The sequence below is a fragment of the Seongchinamella unica genome (genome assembly GCF_004354085.1).
GTDB classification, from domain to species: Bacteria; Pseudomonadota; Gammaproteobacteria; order Pseudomonadales; family Halieaceae; genus Halioglobus; species Halioglobus unicus.
Window position 1 is genome coordinate 1512118 of the sequence record NZ_SMSE01000001.1, and the last position, 22221, is coordinate 1534338.

Sequence of the window (22221 nt, forward strand, 5' to 3'; positions counted from 1 at the left end):
CCCGATGTGTACTGCTATCCCCCGGCGATACCCGGCCAGGACAGGCCTGGCGTATTCCTGGTTACTGCTGGTCTGTATGCTGGTGCTTGCCGGCTGTGCCAGCAGGCCCTACCAGCCTGCCGACCTGGAGGCAGCCGGGTTTCTGCAGCGCGCCGTAGTCCAGCAACAGGATGGACTGGTCATCTCTGCTTCGGTACCCACGGCTGAAGAAACCCTTGCCCTGACCGGGCTTGATTTGTACGCCCAGGGCATACAGCCCGTGTGGATCAAGGTGGAGAATCGTAGCGACGAGTTTGCCCGGGTCATTACCTGGAGCATTGACCGGGATTACTTCGCACCCATCGAGGTGGCCTATATGAACCGGCGTCCCTACAGCAAGGAGGGCTACCAGGCCATGGAACGCTGGTTCAGGGACTCGGCCCTGCCACGGCGGATAGAGGCCGGGGAAACGCGCAGCGGGCTCGTCTACACCAACCTCATGAGCGGTACCAAGGGCTTTAACATGTCCCTGATTCATCGCCAGGGCCTCAAGGATTTTACCTTTTTCGTGCCCCTGCCGGGTTTCACGCCGGACTTTATGACCAGGGACTTTGCCAGTTTTTACAGCAGTGAAGAAATCGCCGATTACGACCAAACCGCGCTGCCGCGTGTGCTGCGGGATGAGCTGGACTGTTGCGCGACGGACCGGGACGGGGTTGCCAGGGGCGCCCCGTTCAATGTGGTGTTGCTGGGCAAAGGCTCTACCGTGCGCCGCGCAATGCTGCGCGGTGGCTGGGTGGAAACACCCGCCGATCCAGATATTGCCAAACGGGCGCGATTGCAGTCCTTTCGAGGGCGTGAACCCGACGCCATCTATTCCCGGCAACGGGCGGACGGCGACGAGTTGATTGTGCTCCACTTGTGGCTGTCGCCCTGGCAACTGGATGGGACTCCCGCCTGGATTGGGCAGGTTTACTACGCCCAGATCCAGGATCCGCTGTTGCAGTGGATGGAATCACGGGGCGTCACCGATACCGACGTCTACAAATTTTTTGCCAGGGAAAGCCTGGTTTCAGATATCGATAGCGCGCAGCGGTACCTGTACCAGAATCTCTGGTACGGCGGATCCCTGGAGAAGGTAGGCTATGTGCGCGGCATGGATCCCGTGCCCCTTGATAATCCGCTGCAGGGTTTCGATGGCACACCGTTTTTTACCCACGGTATGCGTATGGTCGCAATCCTGTCCGATGAATTCCGGGCCATCGATGAGGTCGTCTATCTCAACGATCCTGACTTTCCCATCTATTCCCGAAACACCGGGGCGCCGTTTGACGGGCGCGAGGTGCGACCGCCGAATGATCGCCTGCAGACCCAGACGAAAGGCGCCTTGACCGTGACCACCGCAGTCCCCAGTGCAGAGGAGGCGAAGGCGGTTTTCGATGTCGATCTGTACGCCCGCAATATTCAGCCGGTCTGGATCAAGGTCGAAAATCGAAGTGACGAGGTATTGCAGCTTACCCCCATGGGAATCGACGCATCCTATTTCACCCCGCGGGAAGCGGCCAACCGCACCCGGACCGGCGTTCAGAACGAGAATGCCGGGCGCTATGAGCGCCGCGGCCATATCAGACTCAGCGTGCTGCCGAACAGTGCCCAGTCGGGCTATGTTTTCAGTCGAGTCGACGAAGGCACCAAGTCATTCAATGTCGATGTCCTGGGTGAGAACGAGGCGCATCTGATGACTTTTTTCGTGCCGGTGCCGGGCCTGAAAATCGACCACTACAGCGTCGATATGAATACGCTCTACCCGCCCGGGGAGGTTCGCGAGGTCAATCTGGCGGAACTGGTCGCCGAACTCGAGGCCATGCCCTGTTGTGTCAGGAATGCCGCCGGCAATGACAAGGGTGATCCGCTGAACCTGGTGTTCATTGGTAAGCCCCTGGACCTCTACTACGCTTTCATGCGCGCCGGTTGGGACGAGACCGAGACCATCTACGGCGCCTCCCTGTGGAAAACCGGCCTCTCGGCGATAACGGGCGGAGCTTACCGTTATTCGCCAGTCAGTGCGCTGTACGTTTTTGACCGTGCCCAGGACGCGGCCCTGCAACGCGCTCGCGGCAGTATTCACGAACGCAATCACCTGCGCGTCTGGATGACGCCGCTGCGACATCAGGACATGCCGGTGTGGATCGGGCAGATCAGTCGGGATATCGGCGTGCGCTTTACCCGTAAGACGATCACGACCCACAAGATTGATCCCGACGTCGACGAGACCCGCGAGTTTTTGCTCGAAGATATGGCATTTACCCAGGGACTGAAAGCGTTTGGCTATGTCGGCGGGGTCGGGGCGGCGGATTATGAAAATCCTCGCGGCAACCTGACGGGGGATCCCTATTTCACCGATGGCCGGCGGGTGGTGATGTGGATGTCCGGCGAGCCGGTGGGACTGGACGAACTGCAAATGATTGATCTGTCACCTTACCGTACGGGCGTCGTCGGCCCCTGAGAGGCGGTTCAGTGCGCCCAGTCGCGTTGCGCCTTGAACTGTTTCGAGAGATAGTCCATCTGGTCCACCAGGATGCGGTCCTTGGCCAGGTAGTGCCACTCGTAGGGATTGGGCCGGAAGGGTACTGCCAGCAGCGGCATACCCGCTTCCTCCGGCGTCATGTTGTCCTTTTTCCAGTTGCAACGTCGGCAGGCAGCGACCACGTTTTCCCACTTGTCCTGGCCGCCGCGAGAACTGGGCAGGACATGGTCGCGGGTCAGGTCGGCGCGTCTGAACTGCTGGCCGCAGTACAGGCAGCGGTGATCATCGCGCCGGAACAGCGTGCGGTTGCATAGCGGCGGGGTGAAGCCCTGGATAATGCGACCCTGGATCGCAATGATGGGTTGCAGGTCGATGCGCGAACGTTGGCCTGAAAGTCGCTGAATACCGCCAAACACAGGGGGTAGTGTCTCGCCGATGCCGTAGATGACATCGCCTCTGGCGTAGGCAGAAATTGCCTCGTGGGCGGTGATCCAGCCGCGTGGCTGACCCGCCATGTCCAACCGCAGGATCGCTTGCATGGGTTCCTACTCGAAGACTCCGTTACAAGCTACTGCAAATTGGTGTTGACTACAATCGTGAATATCTGACGTCCGGGGCTAGTTGATGGGGTGGTTTCGCACTGGCTGCTGATTTCGCGGGTTGGGTTTTACAATCCCGTAGCTGGCTTCAAAAGTGCCCACCTCCAGCGGTCGGTCAAACACGTAGCCCTGGAGAATGTCACAGCCAAGGTCTTTAAGTCGCTCGGCAATTTCCGTGCTTTCGACACCTTCGGCGACCACTTTCATGGAGAAGTTATGGGCAAGGTCGATGACCGCCTTGACGATGGCGTGATCCTTGCCACATTCCAGCATCTTCATCACGAAACTGCCGTCTATCTTGATCTCGTCCACTGGCAGGTCGCGGAAGTAGGAGAGTGAGGAGAAGCCGGTACCGAAGTCGTCCAGCGAAACTTTTACCCCTCTCACCCGCATGTCGGCCAGCTGTTCCATCATCGTGGTCTGGTTATCCACCATAATCCGCTCGGTCACTTCCAGTACCAGCCTGGCGGGGGACACGCCGTAAATGTCCAGGGCGTCGTTCACCACCGACGCCAGCTGACCGTCCAGCAGCAGTTGCGGTGCGATGTTTACGGCAATCGTCAGTTCTTCCGGCCAGAGGGCCAGTCGCGCGATGGCAGACTTGACCGCCCAGAAGGTCATGGGGCGGATGACGTCATGGCACTCGGCCACGGCGATAAACTGCCCGGGTGGTATGACTTTTTTATCGCGGGTATGCCAGCGCATAAGCGCTTCCGCTCCCACCAGCGACTGATAGCTGGCGTGGATTTTCGGCTGGTAGTAGAGCTGCAGTTCGCCCAGGTCCACGGCGGTTTCCAGCCGCTCCAGTAACTTCTGTTCCTCGGCGGCCTGTACCGTTTTTTGCGGAGCATATACATCGTAAATGCGCGCCGCATCGCGGGCCTGCCGCAGGGCCATGCTGGCCCGGCGCAGGGCCAGTTCGAGATCGTTATCCGGATCGGATGATTCAGTGAACCCGGCGCGTATCGTGAGGGAGACGGGACGACCGAACTGGTAATGGGGTTCGGCAAACATGCGCTCCAGCTTTGAGGTCGCCAACTCAAGTTCGCCGCGGGTAGCCATGCCGCGCAGTATGACACAGAAGCGGTTGTCATCCAGCCGCTTCCATTCGTCCCTTGGTCGCACCCAGTCCTGCAGTCGCTGGAAAAATGCCTGCTGCACATCGCCAAAGCTCGATCGCCCGAGCCTGTCCAGTAACTCCTCGGCATCAGCGAGTTCTACCAGTCCGACCATGTTGTGATTTGACGGGGTCATATGTAGTACTCCTCGCTGTTCACGCCGTGACTGCCGGGTAACAGCTCACGGGTGATCCAGCGCTCGATTCCGCGCGGGTCATTCTGGTTGCCAAGGTCGACAATCTCCAGGGGGTCCCGCTTGTGTTTATTGCCGTCGAGCACTACCACGACTTCGGGCTTGAGTCGGCGGGTCTCGTTCTGGCGGGTGACAATGCCCACCTCGCCGGTATTGAGTTCTACCAGGGTGCCAGTGGGGAACAGGCCAATGGCCTGGATAAACTGCTCCACCAGGGCGTCCTGGAACTTGCTGCCCTTGGTGTCCAGCAGCTCCTGGGCGGCTTCATGGGAGGTTCTCGCCGGTGCCCAGGGGCGGGGCGTAATCATTGCATCGTAAGTATCCACAAGCCCCGCGATTCGAGCGAGCAGGGGGATCGCGGCACCCTGCAACCCCCGCGGATAGCCGGAGCCGTCCATCCGCTCGTGGTGGTTCTCGATAATACCCAGTATTTCAAAGTTGACGTTCCTGGAGTCGGTGACCATCTCTGCGCCCATGGTGGGGTGGGCGCGGATAATCCGCTGCTGCGCCTCGCTGAGTCGATTGGCCTGTCCCAGCAATTCCGCCGGTAGCTGGGTCATCCCCACGTCACACATGGCACAGCCCACTGCCAGGGTTTCCAGTTCGTCACGGTGTAACCCGATCTGGCGACCGAGGATGGCAGCCCAGGCGGCCATGGACACGCCATGCTCGAAGCGATAGTCGCCGCTTTCCTTGAGCCGGAGCAGGGCGCCTACCGCCTCCCTGTTCTTGAATACAGATTCGATGAGCGGGCTGATGGACTCCTGCACCTTTGATATCTCGGCGCTGCGACCCGCACGCAGTGAATCAAAAACCCTGTCCAGGGTCTGGGCGGCATTGTCGAAACAAGCCCTTGCCTGGCGCATGTCGGCGCGCAGTTCCAGCCGCTCCTGCGGAACCGCGTGGGTTGGCGCCGCATCCAGGCAGAGAAAGTTTCTCTGTGCCTTGTACTCGGCGTCGACAAAGACATGGTCGACAAATCTGGAGACGTAAATTGCTTCCGCCGGGTCGCGGACCACAAAACCCTGGAGCGCAAACGGGGTTTCCAGCCACGGCCTGTCCAGCTCGGCAACAAACATGCCGGGCTGGAGGCTGATAGCTGGAACCTTGACTAGGCGCATCCCGACTCCGGGGCGTAACTATTGATGATGGCAGGCTATTAGCGGGCTGGCAGCAAGTCGATAACGGACGCGCGAGACTGTGACCAGGGTCCGGTTTTTCTTCGCTGAAATGTGACCATAATCGCGTTTTCCGGGCTAGCGGGCCAGCCAGCTCTGCTCGGCCAGCAGGCGCGAACCCTGTAGCACCCGGCCGGTAAACCTGTCGCCGGTATTGACCCGGCCGACCCCGGCGGGGGTGCCGGTCATCACAATGTCGCCATCTTCAAGGGAAGTGAATTCACTGAGTTGGGCCAGTATTTCCGCCGGAGGGTACATCATCAGTTCCACGCCGCCTGACTGCCGCAGTTCGTCGTTGACCCACAATTGCAGTGACAGGGCGGTGGTATCCTCGATAGCGCTGAATCGGGAAAACAGCGCGGCGCCGTCGAAGGCCTTGGCGCGCTCCCAGGGCAGCCCCCGTTCCTTGAGCGTTGTTTGCAGCCTGCGCTTGGTCAGGTCCAGGCCGAAACCCGCCGCCACCGGCTTGCCCGATTCGATCAGCAGTGCGATTTCACCTTCGTAGTGTAAGGGCTCCCCGCCCAGGCTCGAACGCAGCTCGTGGCCGATGGCAGAGTTGGGTTTTCCAAACACCACCATCTGCTCCGGCACCTCGTTGCCCAGTTCCTCGATGTGCGCCACATAGTTACGGCCCACGCAGACAATTTTGCTGGGGGTGATCCGGGTATTGTCAACCGTTACTGTATTCATGCGCTATGCTTCCAGAGGTGTGTGCCATACCATTATAAGCGCCTGTCCGGCTCGCGGTGGCCTGTGCTAGGCTGCTGAAAAACCCAATAGCGAGGGAGGTAGCCTTGGAAGTGGAAATAAGCATCAACCTGACCGCGGCCATTGTCGCGACCGTGGCGTCTTTTATACTGGGCGGCCTCTGGTACGGGCCGGCTTTCGGCCAGCGCTGGCAGGCGCTGGTGGGTCTTGCCGATGAAGAGATTGCCAGCAGTGGCCCACCGCTGAAGATTTTCACCGCCGCCTTTGTGCTCACACTGGTCCAGGCGCTGATGCTCTCGGCGATTATTCCCGCAGACCCGAATGTCACGGTCGGGCTGGTTTATGCGCTGGTGATTGGTATCGGCTTTGTGGCCACCGCCTTCGGAGTGAACTACCTGTTCTCCCGCTCCCCCCGGGCGTTGTTCGCCATTGACGCGGGATTCAACGTGCTCCAGTTCGCCCTCATGGGGGCCATTATCGGCGCCTTCGGCTGAGCTATTCCTGCATGCCGTGGTAGAGCAGCCTCACCAGTAAACGGGCACCGTCGTTATCCTTCAGTTCGGCGTAGCGCGGGCCATCGCGCTTGCCGATGTCGCGAATATCGGCCATGAGTTCGGGATGAAACTGGCAGGTAAAGGAACGGCGGATGCTGTGGGTTTCCCAGTCCTTGTAATAGATGCAGGTAGTGGACACCTCGGTCCAGTGGTCCTCGTTGACCCGGGTCTGGGACAGGATCTCAACAGCGTAGGGCATGCTCAGCAGCCAGGCCAGCGGACTGACTGCGATCTGGTAGCGCAGGGGGACAATGGTGTCGTGCAGTAGTTTAAAAGCCCAGTTGGCGAACAGGGCTGCCTCCTCGTTGACCTCGTCGCCATGGAACATTTCGATATTGAGCGCCCGCTCGCTGCGCATGAGAGTATCGATGACCCCCTCCAGCTCGTCGGCGATCAGCGCATGGGTGTCGTGGAGTTCCGCCGGAATGTGCTCGGCGTAGCTGTCGGAACCATAGGGCAGCAACTGGCGAGTACCCACCTCCACCTGTTCGTTGGCGGCGACCGCAAAGCGTTGGTCCTTCCATCCCCTGGCGATCATCTTGCCGTTCTTGATGACATCCAGGCTGTCGCCCATTTCCCGGATCCGGGCGGCGGCATTGCGCAGGCTCTCCAGGGCGCGCCCGCTCTGGTCCAGCGGCAGGTAACGCAGGGCGTAAATCTCTTTTACCGCGCGGCGCAACAGGCGGATCTGGGAACAGGCTGCCAGTTGATGGCCCAGGCAGATGAAAATTGCCGGGCCGCTGTCGGTGGAGCGTCGCAGCAGCAGCTCGTCGGTAAACCCGAGAATATCGTCCAGGCTGGCGTTGGAGCCGGCGAAGGTTTCCGGCGCATGGGCCGAGGGGTTGCCACCCTGCACCACAGTGGCGATGCCGGCGCTGGTGGTATGTGCCAGGCGCTTGGCGTTGAAGACCCCGGACTGCCACAGCGGGTAGAGAATGGTGTCCGCATCGGCTATCTGTTGCAGGATGTAGGCAACATTTTTCGATGCCCGGACGCCTTCGCCCTGCAGGTTGATGCCGACATTTTCCCAGGGCTCGACAACGTGCACGCCCTGTCGGTATACCTCGGGCATGCTCAGTAACAGTTCCAGTTCGTCGGGCCCGTGGATGACTTTTTCCAGCGGCGGCGCCACCCCCCAGTCGAACAGGCTGCCATCCAGCAGCATATCGCGCCCGGGGTAGGGGGAGGGAGAGGTACGGTCCCTGAGGTAGTAGCCCAACAGGGCGTGGACACTCTCCGGGCTGGCCGGGTGGGAGCCCAGGATACCGGGCGTGGTTCGCCAGGCGAGAGATTCCGCCGTAGGTTTTCGTAAGCCTGTCATGGTGTGATTGCGTTCCTGGTGAAATTGATCTCACGGGGGTATTAAACGCAGCAAAAAACGTGCCAGTCTTTTGGGTTTACTTCGCCGGTTGCTGGTTTTCCAGTGCCAGTATGCCCCGGCGAGGCTCCACGAACAGGGCCTCGCAGCTGGCCGTCAGGGTACCGTCGGCCAACATTTTCGCGGTGATCGTGGTTTTTCGGCCATCCACTTTCACCAGTTCCCCTTCAAGCCTGAGGTCAGTGTTGAGCGGGGTCCGGGCGTGATAGTTCACATGCAGGTAGCCGGTCATCCCCGGTTGGCCACCCAGTTTCTGGGCCACGCCCATGAACTGGTCGAAGATCGCCGCGACATAGCCGCCGTGCACACTGCCCGGTGGTCCCTCATAAACCCAGCCGCAGACGCAGTGTCCCAGCGCCCTGTCCCCCTCGATCCAGGTGTTTACCGGCGGGGCAATGGGGTTGGCGTAACCCCCCAGTGGATTCAGTTCGTGGCTGACCTGACCGAAGGAGCCATGGTTACCACTTTTGATCCATTCCAGCCGGCCGTACAGCCGGGGCGAGCGGGAAAATTCCGCCGCGGTTTTTTCCAGCTGGTCGGCGATGTTGTGCATCTTTTCAGTATCTGGCGAGCTGGTGACCAGGACTTCCGAGAGTTCCTGGATGGCGCAGGCGACCCGCCGTTTCGCCTCCCACTCGTCGCTGATGGGTGGGGTGATGTCCTCGCTGGCGAAAGGGTCGTTGAAATCGTTCATCAGGGCACCTGTGTTCTGTCCTCGGCGGGGCATTTTACTGCAGGAAGGCCCCGGTGGCGGTTCAGCTTGTCAGGCTCTAACGTGCTTGGGGCTTTTCCGGCGTTTGGTCATAATAGCGCCATGCCATATGAACTGCTTGCCGGCCTGGCGTTGTTTTCTTTCGTCAGTTCCATCACCCCCGGGCCCAATAACCTGATGTTAATGGCTTCCGGCGCCAATTTTGGCTTTCGTCGCACGCTCCCGCATATGCTCGGGGTAGGCATCGGCTTTACCGCCATGGTGGCCCTGGTGGGGCTGGGCCTGGTGGGCCTGTTCGAGGCCTACCCGCTGAGCTACGAGGTGCTCAAGGCCGTCAGTGTCATCTACCTGGTTTTCCTGGCCTGGAAAATTGCCACCTCAGCGGCACCGGCCGGAACCGGAGCCTCTGAGCAGCGTCGGGGCAAGCCGATTACTTTTTTGCAGGCGGTAATGTTCCAGTGGGTGAACCCCAAGGCCTGGACCATGGCGTTGACCGCACTGACGGTCTACGCCCCCTCCCAGAGCCTGTGGGCGGTGTTGTCGGTGGCGGGTGTGTTCGGGCTGGTCAATCTGCCCTGTGTCAGCTCGTGGACGCTGCTGGGCCAGCAGCTACAGCGCTGGCTCACCAGTCGGCGGCGCCTGGTTGGGTTCAATCTGAGCATGGCGGTGCTGTTGGTCGCTTCCCTCTACCCGGTGTTGATGCCCTGAGTTTCAGCGCCATTCGGGGCTGGAGGTCCGCAGATCGCTAATCGTTCAGGTTGGCGCCGCCGTCGTCCATGTGTTCCGGGCGCTTCCAGTAGCTGAACTGGGGTGTCCAGTCCTCCGCGCTGAGGCCGGCAAGGCTGAGCAGGGGCCACAGGCTGCAATACTGGTCACCGGGGCCGAAGCTGCTGCCCCCAAGGCGGTAAATCCTGCCCTCCCTGCGCTGGTAGCAGACCACACCGGGGGTGTTGCCCTGACCTGGCTCGGTGCCCTGTTCGCGGATATAGTCACCTCCGCCGTGGGATGCCATGCGAAAGCGCCAGCCGCGCTCGTTGGCGAAGCGGCGCTGCAGAGCCGGGTCATCCCGGGACACCAGCACCACGCTCATGGCGGTTTCCAGGTGGGGCAGAAAGGGATTGATGCCGTCAGCCCACACGGTGCAGTAGCGACAGCCCTGACCCATGTTATGGATGACCAGCAGCCGGTCACGACCGGCAAACATCTCGCCGAGACTGGTGGTTCCCTCCAGGGTCTGGAAGGGGTAATCCGGCACTTCTTCGGGTTCGGTCTCCCGCCGCAGCTGGTGCAACTGCTGTCCCAGCTCGTAAATCTGCTTTTCCAGCTCGCGGACTTTAGCTACGCTCATCTTCCGGTCTCCCTGTGGGCGCTGCGTCAGGAGTTAGCAGTATAGTCGTTGCACAGCACGGTAGTAGTAAACTCGGGCGCATTGGGTAAACTGGCTGGTATAAAAATACCAGTACAGAGGCCGCAAGCATGTACGACATTGCCAGTACCGTCTCCCGGGTCGCCAACGAGACTTACAGCCACACCCGGAGAATCATGCCGCCGCAGCCCTGGTGGGAACACCTGGAGAGCAGCTTTCACAAGTTTCCCGATGACTTTGAGCTGGATCTGCGCACCGAAATGACGGTGGAGGCCACCGCCTTCGGCGATTTACTGCTGCGTACCACCGGCGCCAGCATGATGAACGCGCTCGCCGTGCCGTCCAGTTTCCAGCCCAGGCAACTGCAGCGCGATGCCGGAAATCGCGCTTATTACCAGCGCAAGGCCGACAAAGCCGACCCGGATGCCTTCTTCAAACGGCCTGACTCCTCCCGGGTAGCGATGCACTCTGCCAGTGCCGGCCTGCTGCGCTTCAGGCCCAGGGACGGCAGTTGCCGGCTGCTCAGCTTTGACAGCCCGTTCCAGGCGGTCAATCCGAAGCTGCGCGAAGACTACCGAAAGAAAAAACGCAACATGCGGGCGGTGGCCCAGTACTGGCGTCACGATGATGGCCCGCGCCCGACCATTGCGGTCATTCACGGTTTTATGGCCGATCCCTACTGGATGAACCGGATGTTTTTTGCCCTGCCCTGGTTCTATCAGCAGGGTTACGACATTTTACTGTTTACCCTGCCGCATCACGGCAAGCGGGCGTCGCGCCTGTCACCCTTTAGCGGGCACGGTTTTTTCGCCGGTGGCACCGCCCATATCAATGAGTCCTTCGCCCACGCGGTGCACGATTTCCGTATCTTCCTGGACTGGCTGGAGTCCGAAGGGGTGAGCAAGGTGGGGGTGACCGGCATCAGCCTTGGCGGTTATACCTCGGCGCTGCTCGCCTCGGTCGAGGAAAGGCTGGAGTTTGCCATACCCAATGTGCCGGTGGTCAGCCTTGCGGACCTGGTGCTGGAGTGGTTTCCGCTCAACCTGTCCATCAAGGCCATGCTCAAGGCCACGGGCACCAGTATTCGGGAAATCCGCCACGAATTGGCGGTGCATTCTGCACTGACCTACCCGCCGCGCCTGCCCAAGGAGCGGCTGATGGTGATCGCCGGCGCCGGCGACCGGCTGGCCCCGCCCAAACACGCCCGCCTGTTGTGGGACCACTGGGACCGGCCACAGATCCACTGGTTCCCCGGTAATCACCTGGTGCACCTGGACAAGGGCAAGTACCTCAAGGCGATGGCGGCCTTCATGCGCGAAATCGAATTCGATCGTATGTAGGCCGGGCTCCTAGCCGCGAGGCATTAACGCCAGTTGGCGTGACAGGGCGACCAGCCTGCCGCTGCTGTCCCAGATCTCGCCGTCCTCCTCCAGTACGCCGCCGGTCATGAAACGGGTGCTGAACTTGCAGCGCAACCAGCCAGGGGCCGGAATGCCGCGAATCTGGGTCGTCATCTCCAGGGTCGGCACCCAGTTTATCGGCAGGTCGGCATTGAACACGGTGGGCGGGAACGCATCCGCCACCAGCATCAGGCCAAAGGCATCTACCGGTTCCTCCTCCGCCAGCCGAATCCAGCCCCGCACCAGGGGCTGGCCGCTGGGCTGCCCCCGGAACACCAGGGCATCTTCCGGGTGCAGCCGCATGTCAACCCGGCCCATGAGCGGCGGCGGAAATCCCGCTTCATTAGGGACGACGCGCGCACAGTCCTCAGGGTCCGGCAGTGCCGGAGGCTCAGCGTCTACGCGTACCACGCCGTCGACAGTTTCCAGTTCGGTGAAAGCCCCGAGCAGCTCGATCAGGTTGTTGTCACCGGACTTCACGGTGGCTCGCAGGGTATCGAAGCTGCGCCCGGCCTTGAGCACGTGCGGATGAATGCTGATGGGCCCCGCCTTGCCCGGCGACAGAAAGTGGGCGGTCAGGCTGACCGGGTGTGGCCGGCTCGCCACTGCCATGGCCCTGGCGCCGAGGGCCATCAGGTAGCCGCCATTGGCATTGCCGAGTATGTCCCAGCCGGGGACGATAGTGGCCTCGTAGTGATCGCCCGCGGCCTGGACGGCGGTTGCGCTACTAAAACTCATGGTCCCTTCCCTGGCGACTGATAATGGATTCTATTTTGAAACCAAAATAGTCGCCGGTCAATCTGTGGCCCTGGCCCTGGCCCTGGCCCTGGCCCGCCGGTAGCGGTAAAGGGAGAGTGCCGCACTGGAACCGAGTACCAGGGTGCAACCGGCGATCTTCACCGGGGTCATGGGTTCGCCCAGGAACAGGGCGCTGCCGATCAGCGCCCCGGGCAGGTAGAGGTAGTAGATCATGCTGGAGTAAATGGCGGGCAGTTCAGTGCTGGTTTTCACCCACAGGCCGTGGGAGACCACCGTACACATCAGGCCCAGCACCAGTAACTGGTAGACATCGCTCAGCTGCAGATCCCAGTTGGCTCTGCCCCACAGGGGCAGGAATACCAGCAGGGCAAAGAAAAACTGCCCCCAGGTGCGCTCCAGCGTGCCGATGCTGCTGGCGCGCTGGTGCAGCAGCGGCATGGCGGCATACAACAGTGCGCTGAGCAGGCCCACGGCGATGCCCAGGGAGACATCGTTTTCCAGGGTAAATTCCGGCGACACCACCACACAGCCGGCAAAGCATACCCCGATAGCCAGCCACTCCACCGGCGCCACTTTTTCACCGTTGAACAGGTAGGCCAGAATCAGGTATTGCACACTGTAGGTGAGAATAGTGAGAGCGGCGATAGCGGCGGTGGCCAGCTTGATGCTGAAAAAATAGGTCAGCCAGTGCAGGCCGAACACCGTGCCAATGACCATGAGTTGCAACCACTGGCGTCTGCCCAGGCGCAGCAGGTGGCCGCGCATCAACACCAGCGGCATAAACACCAGCACCGCGATGCCGAGGCGGGCAATCCCGATGGTGTAGGCATTGGCTGTCGTGGCTTTGATCAGCACCGGCACTGCGGACATGATCAGCACTGCCATCACGCCGATGAGGATGAGGCGGGGTTGAGCCATTGGGTTAACGGGCGTAGGCCTCGATCAGGCTGCGGTGTTGGGGGAACGCTGCCAGCAGTGTGGCCCTGTCCCCCAGGCGCATGTCCTCGTAGTCGAACCCCGGCGACACGGCTTCACTGATCAGGCCGTAATCCCCGTGCGCCAGGTGGGAGGCTTTCCAGGTGCCGCCGGTCACCGTCAGCTGCAGCTGCTGCCCGGCGGCGAGGTCCGGCCCGAGCACCGCGGTCTCCAGCGTGCCGTCCGGGTGAATCAGGTAATAGTTCAACGGCGCGCCCAGGTGGTAATAGTGAACGATGTCAGAGCGGTTCAGGTGCCAGTGGCCCACCGGGGAGTCCGCGGTCAGCAGGTAAAAAATCGACGTCATGGTGAAACGGGGGCCGCTGCCCTGGTCGATCTTCTCCCGATGGTCCGCCTGGAAGGTTCGTTTGAAATAGCCCCCCTCGACGTGGGATTCCAGGCCCAGCTGTTCGATGACGGTGTTGCGATCGGGATAGTTCAATCCGGATCCCCCTGCAGTAACGTGGAAGGCGATCAGCCAGAGGGCCAGGGCGGCCGGGAACAAGCTCATGAGGAGGAATCCCGGGCCGCCAGTGCCGCGCGGATTTTAGCAGACGCCGTGTCTATGTCCCGGCGCAGGGCGGCTTCGTCGATAGTGTTGACCTGGCGCTCCTCCATCAACACCTTGCCTGCCACCACGGTAGTGACCACGTCGCTGGCATCCAGCATGTAGACCAGGTGCGAGACAACGTCGTACAGCGGCTGGTGCTTCGTCTTGCTGACATCGACCTGGATCAGATCGGCCTGCATGCCGGGTTTCAGCTGCCCAATACTGTCTGCCATACGGATGGCGGCTGCGCCGGTCCGCGTTGCCATCGCCAGTGCCTGTTTCGCCGGCAGGGCCGTGGGATCGCCACTGGCCACCTTGTGCAACAGCGCGGCCAGGCGCAGCTCTTCCCACATATCCAGGTCGTTGTTGGACGCGGCACCGTCAGTGCCGAGGCCCACCTTGACTCCGGCCGCCAGCATCGCCGGCACGGGCGAGATCCCCGCCCCCAGTTTCATGTTGGAGGTGGGGTTGTGAATGGCCCCGACCCCGGCTTTCGCGGTCAACGCGATGTCGTTCTCGTCGAGCTGCACCATATGGGCGGCGATCAGCTTCTGGTCGTACATCCCCAGGCCCGCCACGTGTTTCACCGGACTGGTCTGGTAGTGCTGGCGGATGAAGGCGGTCTCCGCCGGCGCTTCGGCCAGGTGCATGGAAATCCGGGCGCCTGCCTGCCCCGCGGCTTCCACGGTGGCTTGCAGATGCTCCGGGGAAACCGTGTAGGCTGCGTGCGGCGCAAACGCCGGTGTCACTCTCGGGTGCCTGCCCTGCCAGCGCTGGACGAAATCACGGGCGGCGGCGAAGGAGTCATCCCAGCCCTTGAAGCCGGGACTGGGATAATCGATGTGCGGGGCGGCCACCACAGCCCGCAGTCCGCAGGAGTCGACCACCGCGGCAATCTGGTCGGGGTAGAAATACATGTCCACGAAGGTGGTGGTGCCGCCGCGGATCATCTCCCAGCAGGCCAGGGTGGTGCCGGTGGTGACAAACTCGGGAGTGATAAAGCGCCCTTCCATCGGGAAAATATAGTCGTTCAGCCAGGTCATCAGGTCCAGGTCATCGACCATGCCCCGGAACAGGGTCATGCTGGTATGGGTATGCCCATTGATGAGGCCGGGTAACACCACCCGGCCACGACCGCTGATCGATTTTGGTGCAATGTACTGGCTGTCGATCGCCTCGCGGCTGCCCACTGCCAGGATCCGGTCGTCGGCGATGGCCACTGCACCATCTTCGATCACCGGCTCTCCCTCTTCCATGGTCAGCAGGTAATCGGCGTAGATGATCAGGTCCGGTTGGGCCGCCCCGGCGGGTAGCGCCGCCAGTAGCGGCAGCGCCAACAGAAAAATAAACAGTTTGTACAAGTTTTGACTCCAATGCCTGTTCGCCCTGCAGCATAGCACCGGGGCGGACAGGGCGGTAATTCTGGTACTTTTGCAGAACCGGGTGCAGGCTGCCTACTCCCTGCACAGCAGAGAGTGTAGTTTTGTGGCCTTCACCTGTTTCATTCGCTGTGCCATATCGGGATTGGGTCATTCGACCACAACAACGGGCAGACGATACTGCCTTCGTAGGGAGAAAATCATGAAGCTCACCGCACCCCGCCTCGCCATTGCCGTCGCACTGGGTTCTGTTCTCGGCACCAGCGTGCCTGCCCTGGCGCAACTGGAAGAAATTATCGTCACCGCACAGAAGCGTGAGCAGGGACTGCTGGACGTTCCCATCTCTGTGGCCACCCTGTCCGGCGAGCGATTTACCTCGATGTTCGAGGGGGGCGCCGATATCCGTGCCCTCTCGGCGCGTGTCCCCGGTGTGTATGCGGAATCGTCCAATGGCCGTGCCGCCCCGCGCTTTTATATCCGTGGTCTCGGCAACATCGATTTCGACCTGGCGGCGTCCCAGCCCGTGTCCATCATCATGGATGAGGTGGTGAAGGAAAACGTGGTGCTGAAAAGCTTCCCGCTGTTTGATATCGACCGGGTGGAAGTGTTGCGCGGACCGCAGGGTTCATTGTTCGGCCGCAATACCACCGCTGGCATCATCAAGTTCGATTCCAATAAGCCTACCCAGGATTTTGAGGGCCGGGCCAAAATCGACGTGGGCGAGTTGGGCACAGTGAATTTCGAGGGCGCCGTGGGCGGCGGCCTCACCGACACCCTGGCCGGCCGTATCGCCATCCTGGTACAGAATCGGGATGACTATATCGACAATGATTACACCGGTGAGTCCGACGCGCTCGGCGGATTCGAAGAGAATGCGGCCAAGGCTTTCCTGCGTTGGGATGCCACCGATGACCTGAGCTTCCTGCTCGGTGCGCACTACCGCGATCTTGACGGCACCTCTGCCACCTTCCGCGCCAATATCTTCAACCCCGGCAGCAACAGCCTGAACCAGAATTACGATCGCGAAACTGTGTACTTTGACGGGGGCGACAACAACCCCCAGGAGTATGAGTCCAACGGCGTGAACCTGAAAATCGACTGGGGCTTCTCTGGACTGACCCTGACCTCAATCACTGCCTGGGATGAAGCAGACGGCTTCAGCCGTGGTGATATCGACGGCGGCTTTGGTGCGGTTTTCCTTCCCGAGATGGGCCCCGGCTTCATCCCGTTTCCGGCGGATACCCAGGATGATGCCGATGTGGAGCAGTTCACCCAGGAGTTGCGCCTGGCCAGTGACTATGGTGAGCGCTTCAACTGGCAGGTGGGCGCGTTCTACTTCGACAGCGAGTTGGATGTCACCACCGACCCCGGGTTCACCCGCCTGACGGTGAATCATGAAAACACCACCTGGGCGGTGTTTGGCCAGGGCGATTACGCCCTCACCGACGCCCTCACCCTGACTGCCGGTCTGCGCTGGACTGACGATGAAAAAGACTTCACCGCTCCGGGCTATGATGTCGATGTCTCTGACGACCAGGTCAGCGGCGATATTGCCCTGTCCTATGCGCTCGATGATCGTTCCCTGTTCTGGGGCAAGATCGGTACCGGCTTCCGCGCGCCGACCATCCAGGGCCGTGACGTGGTGTTCGGTGCAGCCCCTTCGGTCGCCGACTCGGAAACCATCACCTCTTTCGAACTGGGCTACAAGTCCCAGTTTATCGATGACACGATGCGCCTGAATGCGGCGATCTTCTACTACGAGGTGGATGATATCCAGTTCACCGCGGTGGGCGGGGCGGCCAACCTCATTCAATTGATCAACGCAGACACCGGCACCGGCGTGGGCTTCGAGCTCGACGTGGAATGGCTGCTCACCGATAACTTTGTCATGACCTTCGGCGCCGCCTACGCCGATACCGAGATCGAGGACCGCAACCTGGCTGTGGGTAGTTGTGGTAGCGGACTGTGTACTGTCACCAACCCCATCGACGCCAACGGTAACGTGCTGGTGGACGGCAACCCCTTCCCCAACGCGCCGGAGACCACCTTCAACGTCACTGCCAGCTACAGCTACCCGCTGAGCAGTGGTGACTCAGAGCTGTTCTTCTTTACTGACTGGTCCTACCAGGGCGACACCAACATCTTCCTCTACGAGGCCAGGGAGTTCCAGACAGATGGTCAGTATGAAGGGGGTTTCCGGGCCGGCTGGCGGCGTGCAGACTCGGGTCTGGAGATCGCCCTGTTTGGTCGCAACATCACCGATGAAGAAAACGTCCAGGGCGCGATCGACTTCAACAACCTGACTGGCTTTACCAATGAGCCCCGGGTCTTCGGGGTGTCCGTTTCCTCGGAGTTCTGATCCCGGTGATCCAGCGTGCAAAGCGGCTGTGTTCTTCTACACTAATTGGGCTGTTGCGGTAGTTGGTGTGTATGCGGAGGGAACACAGGTTATTGACCTTAGCCGTCATCCCCGCGAAAGCGGGGATCCAGGTCTGTGACTTGAGTCGCTGGATTCCCGCTTTCGCGGGAATGACGAAAGTAGCGTTCAAGGGAATGACAGGACCTGGGTTTTCCAACACATACTGACCAGGACCCCGGCAATGCCGGGGTTTTTCTTATGGGCTTTGGCAATTAACGAGTCTGATAATAAACAGAAAGGGACCGAACCATGTTCATAGTCGAATCCTACGGTGTCGCGGTAGCCCTGTGCTTCGTCACCATGTTGTGCTGGGGCTCCTGGGCCAATACCCAGAAGCTGGCCTCCCAGGAGTGGCGTTTCCAGCTGTTCTACTGGGACTACTCCATCGGCGTGCTGCTGTTGGCCCTGCTACTGGCCTTTACCCTTGGCAGCAGTGGCGAAGAGGGTCGAAGTTTTGTCGAAGACATTTCCCAGGCCAGTCCCGAGGCGATCAGGATGGCCCTGCTCGGTGGCGCAGTATTCAACCTGGCGAACATCCTGCTGGTGGTCGCCATCGACATCGCCGGCATGGCGGTAGCGTTTCCCGTCGGTATCGGATTGGCGTTGGTCATCGGCGTACTTGCCAATTACGATCCGCAGCAGGTGAGCAACTCAATGCTGCTGTTCCTCGGCGTGGGTCTGGTGGTGGTCGCCATTGTCCTCGACGCGCTGATTTACCGCCGGCTCCCCACTGACGGGCAGGCCGGGGTCGGCAAGGGACTGATGATTTCCGTCATTGCCGGTATCGCCATGGGCTTTTTCTACCGCTTTGTAGCCCAGTCCATGTCCTTTGACTTCGCCAACCCCGAACCGGGCCTGATGACGCCATACTCCGCCGGAGTCTGGTTCGGCATCGGCCTGCTGGTATCGAATCTGCTGTTCCTGATTCCCCTCAATTACAAACCGGTAACCGGCGACCCGGTCCCGCTGGCAGATTACTTCCGCCAGGGCACGCCGCGGCTGCACCTGGTCGGTATATTCGGAGGGGCCATCTGGGCGACCGGTTTCTGCTTTAATATTATCGCCGCGGGCAAGGCCGGGTACGCTGTTTCCTACGGCCTGGGGCAGGGTGCCACCATGGTCGCCGCCTTCTGGGGTGTGTTCATCTGGAAAGAATTCAGGGATGCGCCAGCGGGAACCAACCGCCTTATCGCCGCCATGTTTGCCGCCTTCCTGGTGGGTCTGGGCATGATTATTTATTCCAATCTGTAGGGCGTTCAGCCCTTTCTGTTAGAGGTAGTGTGGTCATGAAACTGATACAGCGATTCCTGCTCGTGTTAACAGCACTGGCCCTGGTGTCCGGCGCACAGGCGGCGCCCATCCCGGTCAAGGTGGTGGTCGTCACCATGTTTGAAACTGGCGAGGACAGTGGCGATGACGCGGGCGAGTTCCAGCGCTGGAACGAGCGCCAGAAACTGGATAAGGTGTTTCCCGCACCGCACATGCACCACGACATTCACATGAATGAAAAAACCGGAGTAATGGGGATTGTCACCGGTATGGGCACTGCCAATGCCGCTGCCAGCGTTATGGCCCTGGGGCTTGATCCGCGCTTCGACCTCAGCAAAGCCTACTGGCTGGTGGCCGGCATCTCCGGATTCGACCCGGCGGACGCGTCGCTGGGGTCCGTGGCCTGGGCGCGCTTCCTGGTAGACGGGGACCTGTCTCATGAAATCGATGCGCGGGAGATACCCGAGGATTGGGATCATGGCTACTTTCCCCTTTTCAGCCAGGGGCCGGGCGATAAGGAACGGCTGTCCTATAGCCTCGGGGAAATGTTCGAACTCAATGGCGACCTGTTCGAGTGGGCCTACCAGTTCACCAAAGACATGGCGTTGCCGGATCACGAAACCCTGGAAGCAACGCGTAAGCTTTACGTGGATTATCCGGTGGGCCAGCGCAAGCCCTTCGTGCTCAAGGGTGACCAACTGGCGGCAATGACGTTCTGGCACGGCGAGATCCTGAACGACTGGGCCAACCAGTGGGTGGCGTACTGGACCGGTGGTCGAGGTAACTTTGTCAGTTCGGCCATGGAAGACACCGGCACGTTCCAGTCACTGACCTACCTGCACAATGCCGGCAAGGTGGACAAGAACCGGGTAATGGTGCTGCGCACCGCGTCCAACTACACCCTGCCGCCACCCGGCAAGTCGGCGGCCGAATACCTGCTGGAGGAGCAACACGACAGTTACGCCGGTCTCGATGCGGCACTGGAAAACGCTTATCTGGTAGGCAGTGCGGTGGTTGAGGAACTGCTGGCCAACTGGGACAGGTACCGGGACAACATCCCTGCCCCTGATCAGTGACCGAAGGCTGCGGCATCCAGGTAAGAGGTCTGGGTGCCGCGGGCGGTAACGCTGTTTGAGGCATACAGAATCGCCCGTTCTATTGCCCGGTTGATGTCGCCCGAGGCCACCAGGGTCTGGGCGAAACAGCCGACAAAGGCATCCCCCGCACCTGTGGTATCCACCGCGTCCACACTTGGGGCGGTAAAATGCCGCTTCTCATCGCCGTGCATGTACAGTGCTCCTTTCTCCCCAAGGGTGACGATCAGGTGCTTGAGGCCCCGTTCAAACAGCGAGTGGGCCGCCGCCTCGATCTGCGGCAGGTCCTCGACTGGCATCCCGGTCAGTATCTCCAGCTCGGTTTCATTGGGTACCAGGAAGTCGCAGCGGCAGGCCCAGGCCAGGTCAAGTTCCGGAGTTGCCGGCGCCGTGTTGAGAATCACCGGTACGCCGGCCTCGTTGGCCAGGGCGATGGTGTGGTAAATAGTTTCCAGGGGTATCTCCAGCTGCATGACGATCAGTTTGCACTGGCGCAGGGTGTCGGCGGCGGCATCGATGGCCGGTGGCAGCAGGTGCTTGTTGGCACCCGGTATGATCAGGATGCGGTTGTGGGAATCGCGGTCCACCATGATCGGAGCCACGCCGCTGGAAACGCCGGGCACGCGCTCGACAAAGCGTGTGTCCACGCCGCATTCCTCGAGGTTCCGGATGGTGTTATCGGCGAAGGCGTCATCGCCGACCCGAGTCATCATCAACACCTTGCCGCCGAGCCGGGCCGCGGCCACCGCCTGGTTGGCTCCCTTGCCGCCACAGCCCATGGCGAAGTCGTCCGCTTCCAGCGTCTCCCCCAGCTTGGGCATCTTGTTGATATACGCGACCAGGTCGACCATGTTGGAGCCAATGACTGCGATTTCCATAGCACCCTCGGGAGTTGTTTATTATCGGCCCAGTATAGACCAGAATAGTTGCTTGCCCGCCGGAGGTGGCTTTCCATGACCGAACTCGCCCAGTACATAGATCACACCCTGCTCAAACCGGAAGCCACTCCCTCGCAGGTCGAGCAGCTCTGCGCCGAGGCTGCGCAATACGGTTTCAGGACGGTGTGCGTCAACTCCGGATATGTGTCGCTGGCGGCCACCTGTCTTGCCGGGACCGGAGTCGGGGTATGCTCTGTCGTCGGCTTTCCCCTGGGCGCCATGTCCTCCGCCGCCAAGGCCTTCGAAGCGAAGACCGCCATCGCCGACGGCGCCAGTGAAATTGACATGGTCGTTGCCATTGGCCAGGTCAGGGCCGGTCATTGGGGCGCGGTTCGTGACGACCTGGAAACGGTGTTCCGGGCCTGTGGCGATGTGCCGCTGAAGGTGATTTTCGAGACCTGCCTGCTGGAGGACGAGGAGATCGTCAGACTCTGCCAGCTTTGCAGCGACGTTGGCGTCGCTTTCGTCAAGACCTCCACCGGCTTTGGCTCGGCCGGCGCCAGTCCGGCGCTGGTGAAACTGATGGCAGCGTCCGTGGCCGAGGGCGTGGCGGTGAAGGCCTCGGGTGGTGTGCGCGATATCCGCAGCGCCCGCGAAATGATCGCCGCTGGTGCGACCCGGCTGGGCACCAGCTCGGGAGTGGCCATTCTGCAGGGCGAAAGCGGTTGCGCAGAGTATTAGCCGCCGTCATGAAAAAAACCGGGACCAATGACCTGTGTCATGGCTCCCATGCGCCCGATCTGTCACGCTTCCAACCATGAGAAAGACTAGCGAACTGATCTGGCAGGACGCACAGCATCAGGTATTGTTCCAGATTCTCGATGAGATTGCCGAGCCAAGCCGCGGCACGGATATACTGGAGAAGCTGCAGCTTTACACGGAAACCCATTTTTCGCTGGAAGAGGAATACATGGAGCAACTGGGCTACCCCGGCAGGGAGGCCCACCGACGGGCCCATGATCGCTTTCGCGAGGAGATTGCTCAGTTGCTGCAGCCAGGTCAGGTGCGAGACGAGGCTTTTATGGCCCTCATTTCGACCTTCCTGACCGAATGGCTGACCCGACATGTGCTCGGCACCGACAAGGATCTGGAGGACTTTATTCTTCGTTCCGATGCCAAATAACGC

General features: G+C 60.9%; 21 protein-coding genes. 9 read left to right on the forward strand and 12 right to left on the reverse strand.

All coding sequences use genetic code 11. From position 1 onward, the window contains the following. Positions 1-4 precede the first annotated feature (4 nt). Positions 5-2485, forward strand: a complete 2481-nt coding sequence (locus E2F43_RS06685; protein WP_165954209.1) for an LssY C-terminal domain-containing protein — start codon at positions 5-7, stop codon at positions 2483-2485. An 8-nt stretch (positions 2486-2493) separates the two neighbouring features. Here E2F43_RS06685 and E2F43_RS06690 read toward each other — a convergent pair whose 3' ends face one another. From E2F43_RS06690 to E2F43_RS06705, 4 genes are all read right to left on the reverse strand, one after another. Beyond that, the gene (locus tag E2F43_RS06690; RefSeq protein ID WP_133210818.1) at positions 2494-3045 is read right to left on the reverse strand and encodes an HNH endonuclease; all 552 of its coding nucleotides are present in this window, start codon (positions 3043-3045) and stop codon (positions 2494-2496) included. Between the two features lie 78 nt (positions 3046-3123). Then, a complete protein-coding gene (locus E2F43_RS06695) occupies positions 3124-4359 on the reverse strand; it encodes a putative bifunctional diguanylate cyclase/phosphodiesterase (RefSeq protein WP_133210820.1) in 1236 nt (411 codons plus the stop codon). Further along, positions 4356-5537 (reverse strand): HD-GYP domain-containing protein, encoded by a 1182-nt coding sequence (locus E2F43_RS06700; RefSeq protein ID WP_133210822.1) that lies wholly within the window; start codon positions 5535-5537, stop codon positions 4356-4358. Before E2F43_RS06700 ends, E2F43_RS06695 begins: the two co-directional genes overlap by 4 nt. A gap of 135 nt (positions 5538-5672) precedes the next feature. Beyond that, positions 5673-6284, reverse strand: a complete 612-nt coding sequence (locus E2F43_RS06705; RefSeq protein ID WP_133210824.1) for a fumarylacetoacetate hydrolase family protein — start codon at positions 6282-6284, stop codon at positions 5673-5675. A 110-nt stretch (positions 6285-6394) separates the two neighbouring features. On the opposite strand from E2F43_RS06705, the gene E2F43_RS06710 reads away from it, so the two are divergent. After that, the gene (locus tag E2F43_RS06710; protein ID WP_238946794.1) at positions 6395-6796 is read left to right on the forward strand and encodes a DUF1761 domain-containing protein; all 402 of its coding nucleotides are present in this window, start codon (positions 6395-6397) and stop codon (positions 6794-6796) included. 1 nt (position 6797) lies between these two features. Here E2F43_RS06710 and E2F43_RS06715 read toward each other — a convergent pair whose 3' ends face one another. Both E2F43_RS06715 and E2F43_RS06720 read right to left on the reverse strand, forming a co-directional pair. After that, positions 6798-8177 carry a hypothetical protein gene (locus E2F43_RS06715; RefSeq protein WP_133210828.1) on the reverse strand — a complete coding sequence of 460 codons (1380 nt, stop codon included), beginning with the start codon at positions 8175-8177 and terminating at the stop codon, positions 6798-6800. Positions 8178-8253: 76 nt separating this feature from the next. Then, the gene (locus tag E2F43_RS06720; protein ID WP_133210830.1) at positions 8254-8928 is read right to left on the reverse strand and encodes a PaaI family thioesterase; all 675 of its coding nucleotides are present in this window, start codon (positions 8926-8928) and stop codon (positions 8254-8256) included. Between the two features lie 120 nt (positions 8929-9048). On the opposite strand from E2F43_RS06720, the gene E2F43_RS06725 reads away from it, so the two are divergent. Continuing rightward, on the forward strand, positions 9049-9654 hold the full coding sequence (locus tag E2F43_RS06725) for a LysE family translocator (RefSeq protein ID WP_133210832.1): 606 nt from the start codon (positions 9049-9051) through the stop codon (positions 9652-9654). A 37-nt stretch (positions 9655-9691) separates the two neighbouring features. On the opposite strand, the gene E2F43_RS06730 is transcribed toward E2F43_RS06725, so the two are convergent. Further along, on the reverse strand, positions 9692-10294 hold the full coding sequence (locus E2F43_RS06730) for a DUF899 family protein (protein WP_133210834.1): 603 nt from the start codon (positions 10292-10294) through the stop codon (positions 9692-9694). A 128-nt stretch (positions 10295-10422) separates the two neighbouring features. Here E2F43_RS06730 and E2F43_RS06735 point away from each other — a divergent pair, with 128 nt between their 5' ends. Continuing rightward, positions 10423-11652 carry an alpha/beta hydrolase family protein gene (locus tag E2F43_RS06735; RefSeq protein WP_133210836.1) on the forward strand — a complete coding sequence of 410 codons (1230 nt, stop codon included), beginning with the start codon at positions 10423-10425 and terminating at the stop codon, positions 11650-11652. Between the two features lie 9 nt (positions 11653-11661). On the opposite strand, the gene E2F43_RS06740 is transcribed toward E2F43_RS06735, so the two are convergent. The 4 genes from E2F43_RS06740 to E2F43_RS06755 are packed head-to-tail and all read right to left on the reverse strand — an operon-like array spanning position 11662 to position 15357. After that, complete coding sequence (locus tag E2F43_RS06740; RefSeq protein ID WP_133210838.1) at positions 11662-12450, reverse strand: thioesterase family protein; 789 nt, start codon at positions 12448-12450, stop codon at positions 11662-11664. A gap of 57 nt (positions 12451-12507) precedes the next feature. Continuing rightward, positions 12508-13389, reverse strand: a complete 882-nt coding sequence (locus E2F43_RS06745; RefSeq protein ID WP_133210840.1) for a DMT family transporter — start codon at positions 13387-13389, stop codon at positions 12508-12510. A gap of 4 nt (positions 13390-13393) precedes the next feature. Further along, positions 13394-13957 carry a cupin domain-containing protein gene (locus tag E2F43_RS06750; protein WP_133210842.1) on the reverse strand — a complete coding sequence of 188 codons (564 nt, stop codon included), beginning with the start codon at positions 13955-13957 and terminating at the stop codon, positions 13394-13396. Then, positions 13954-15357: an amidohydrolase family protein gene (locus E2F43_RS06755; RefSeq protein ID WP_133210844.1), complete on the reverse strand. Its 1404-nt coding sequence runs from the start codon at positions 15355-15357 to the stop codon at positions 13954-13956. The genes E2F43_RS06750 and E2F43_RS06755 overlap by 4 nt, the downstream gene beginning before the upstream one ends. Positions 15358-15577: 220 nt before the next feature. Between E2F43_RS06755 and E2F43_RS06760 the strand changes: the two genes are divergently transcribed. The 3 genes from E2F43_RS06760 to E2F43_RS06770 all read left to right on the forward strand — a co-directional run bounded on the left by E2F43_RS06760 (position 15578) and on the right by E2F43_RS06770 (position 20139). Then, positions 15578-17734, forward strand: a complete 2157-nt coding sequence (locus tag E2F43_RS06760; RefSeq protein WP_133210846.1) for a TonB-dependent receptor — start codon at positions 15578-15580, stop codon at positions 17732-17734. Between the two features lie 309 nt (positions 17735-18043). Continuing rightward, positions 18044-19045 (forward strand): multidrug DMT transporter permease, encoded by a 1002-nt coding sequence (locus E2F43_RS06765; protein WP_133210848.1) that lies wholly within the window; start codon positions 18044-18046, stop codon positions 19043-19045. Positions 19046-19080: 35 nt separating this feature from the next. Further along, positions 19081-20139, forward strand: coding sequence for a purine nucleoside permease (locus tag E2F43_RS06770; protein ID WP_133210850.1), 1059 nt, complete (start codon positions 19081-19083; stop codon positions 20137-20139). On the opposite strand, the gene rbsK is transcribed toward E2F43_RS06770, so the two are convergent. Further along, entirely contained in the window at positions 20133-21035 is a 903-nt protein-coding gene (gene rbsK / locus E2F43_RS06775) for a ribokinase (protein ID WP_133210852.1), read from the reverse strand. The two genes, E2F43_RS06770 and rbsK, sit on opposite strands and share 7 nt — an antisense overlap. A gap of 75 nt (positions 21036-21110) precedes the next feature. Between rbsK and deoC the strand changes: the two genes are divergently transcribed. Together deoC and E2F43_RS06785 are read left to right on the forward strand one after the other, a co-directional pair. After that, positions 21111-21776 (forward strand): deoxyribose-phosphate aldolase, encoded by a 666-nt coding sequence (deoC, locus tag E2F43_RS06780; RefSeq protein WP_133210854.1) that lies wholly within the window; start codon positions 21111-21113, stop codon positions 21774-21776. A gap of 76 nt (positions 21777-21852) precedes the next feature. Beyond that, the gene (locus tag E2F43_RS06785; RefSeq protein ID WP_133210856.1) at positions 21853-22218 is read left to right on the forward strand and encodes a hemerythrin family protein; all 366 of its coding nucleotides are present in this window, start codon (positions 21853-21855) and stop codon (positions 22216-22218) included. The last annotated feature ends 3 nt before the right edge of the window (positions 22219-22221 follow it).

What these genes read in the sequence shown, in the direction of transcription:
- E2F43_RS06685 (WP_165954209.1), top strand. Translation starts at nt 5, where the DNA reads ATGTGTACTGCTATCCCCCGGCGATACCCGGCCAGGACAGGCCTGGCG.
- E2F43_RS06690 (WP_133210818.1), bottom strand. Translation starts at nt 3,045, where the DNA reads ATGCAAGCGATCCTGCGGTTGGACATGGCGGGTCAGCCACGCGGCTGG.
- E2F43_RS06695 (WP_133210820.1), bottom strand. Translation starts at nt 4,359, where the DNA reads ATGACCCCGTCAAATCACAACATGGTCGGACTGGTAGAACTCGCTGAT.
- E2F43_RS06700 (WP_133210822.1), bottom strand. Translation starts at nt 5,537, where the DNA reads ATGCGCCTAGTCAAGGTTCCAGCTATCAGCCTCCAGCCCGGCATGTTT.
- E2F43_RS06705 (WP_133210824.1), bottom strand. Translation starts at nt 6,284, where the DNA reads ATGAATACAGTAACGGTTGACAATACCCGGATCACCCCCAGCAAAATT.
- E2F43_RS06715 (WP_133210828.1), bottom strand. Translation starts at nt 8,177, where the DNA reads ATGACAGGCTTACGAAAACCTACGGCGGAATCTCTCGCCTGGCGAACC.
- E2F43_RS06720 (WP_133210830.1), bottom strand. Translation starts at nt 8,928, where the DNA reads ATGAACGATTTCAACGACCCTTTCGCCAGCGAGGACATCACCCCACCC.
- E2F43_RS06725 (WP_133210832.1), top strand. Translation starts at nt 9,049, where the DNA reads ATGCCATATGAACTGCTTGCCGGCCTGGCGTTGTTTTCTTTCGTCAGT.
- E2F43_RS06730 (WP_133210834.1), bottom strand. Translation starts at nt 10,294, where the DNA reads ATGAGCGTAGCTAAAGTCCGCGAGCTGGAAAAGCAGATTTACGAGCTG.
- E2F43_RS06735 (WP_133210836.1), top strand. Translation starts at nt 10,423, where the DNA reads ATGTACGACATTGCCAGTACCGTCTCCCGGGTCGCCAACGAGACTTAC.
- E2F43_RS06740 (WP_133210838.1), bottom strand. Translation starts at nt 12,450, where the DNA reads ATGAGTTTTAGTAGCGCAACCGCCGTCCAGGCCGCGGGCGATCACTAC.
- E2F43_RS06745 (WP_133210840.1), bottom strand. Translation starts at nt 13,389, where the DNA reads ATGGCTCAACCCCGCCTCATCCTCATCGGCGTGATGGCAGTGCTGATC.
- E2F43_RS06750 (WP_133210842.1), bottom strand. Translation starts at nt 13,957, where the DNA reads ATGAGCTTGTTCCCGGCCGCCCTGGCCCTCTGGCTGATCGCCTTCCAC.
- E2F43_RS06760 (WP_133210846.1), top strand. Translation starts at nt 15,578, where the DNA reads ATGAAGCTCACCGCACCCCGCCTCGCCATTGCCGTCGCACTGGGTTCT.
- E2F43_RS06765 (WP_133210848.1), top strand. Translation starts at nt 18,044, where the DNA reads ATGTTCATAGTCGAATCCTACGGTGTCGCGGTAGCCCTGTGCTTCGTC.
- E2F43_RS06770 (WP_133210850.1), top strand. Translation starts at nt 19,081, where the DNA reads ATGAAACTGATACAGCGATTCCTGCTCGTGTTAACAGCACTGGCCCTG.
- rbsK (WP_133210852.1), bottom strand. Translation starts at nt 21,035, where the DNA reads ATGGAAATCGCAGTCATTGGCTCCAACATGGTCGACCTGGTCGCGTAT.
- deoC (WP_133210854.1), top strand. Translation starts at nt 21,111, where the DNA reads ATGACCGAACTCGCCCAGTACATAGATCACACCCTGCTCAAACCGGAA.
- E2F43_RS06785 (WP_133210856.1), top strand. Translation starts at nt 21,853, where the DNA reads ATGAGAAAGACTAGCGAACTGATCTGGCAGGACGCACAGCATCAGGTA.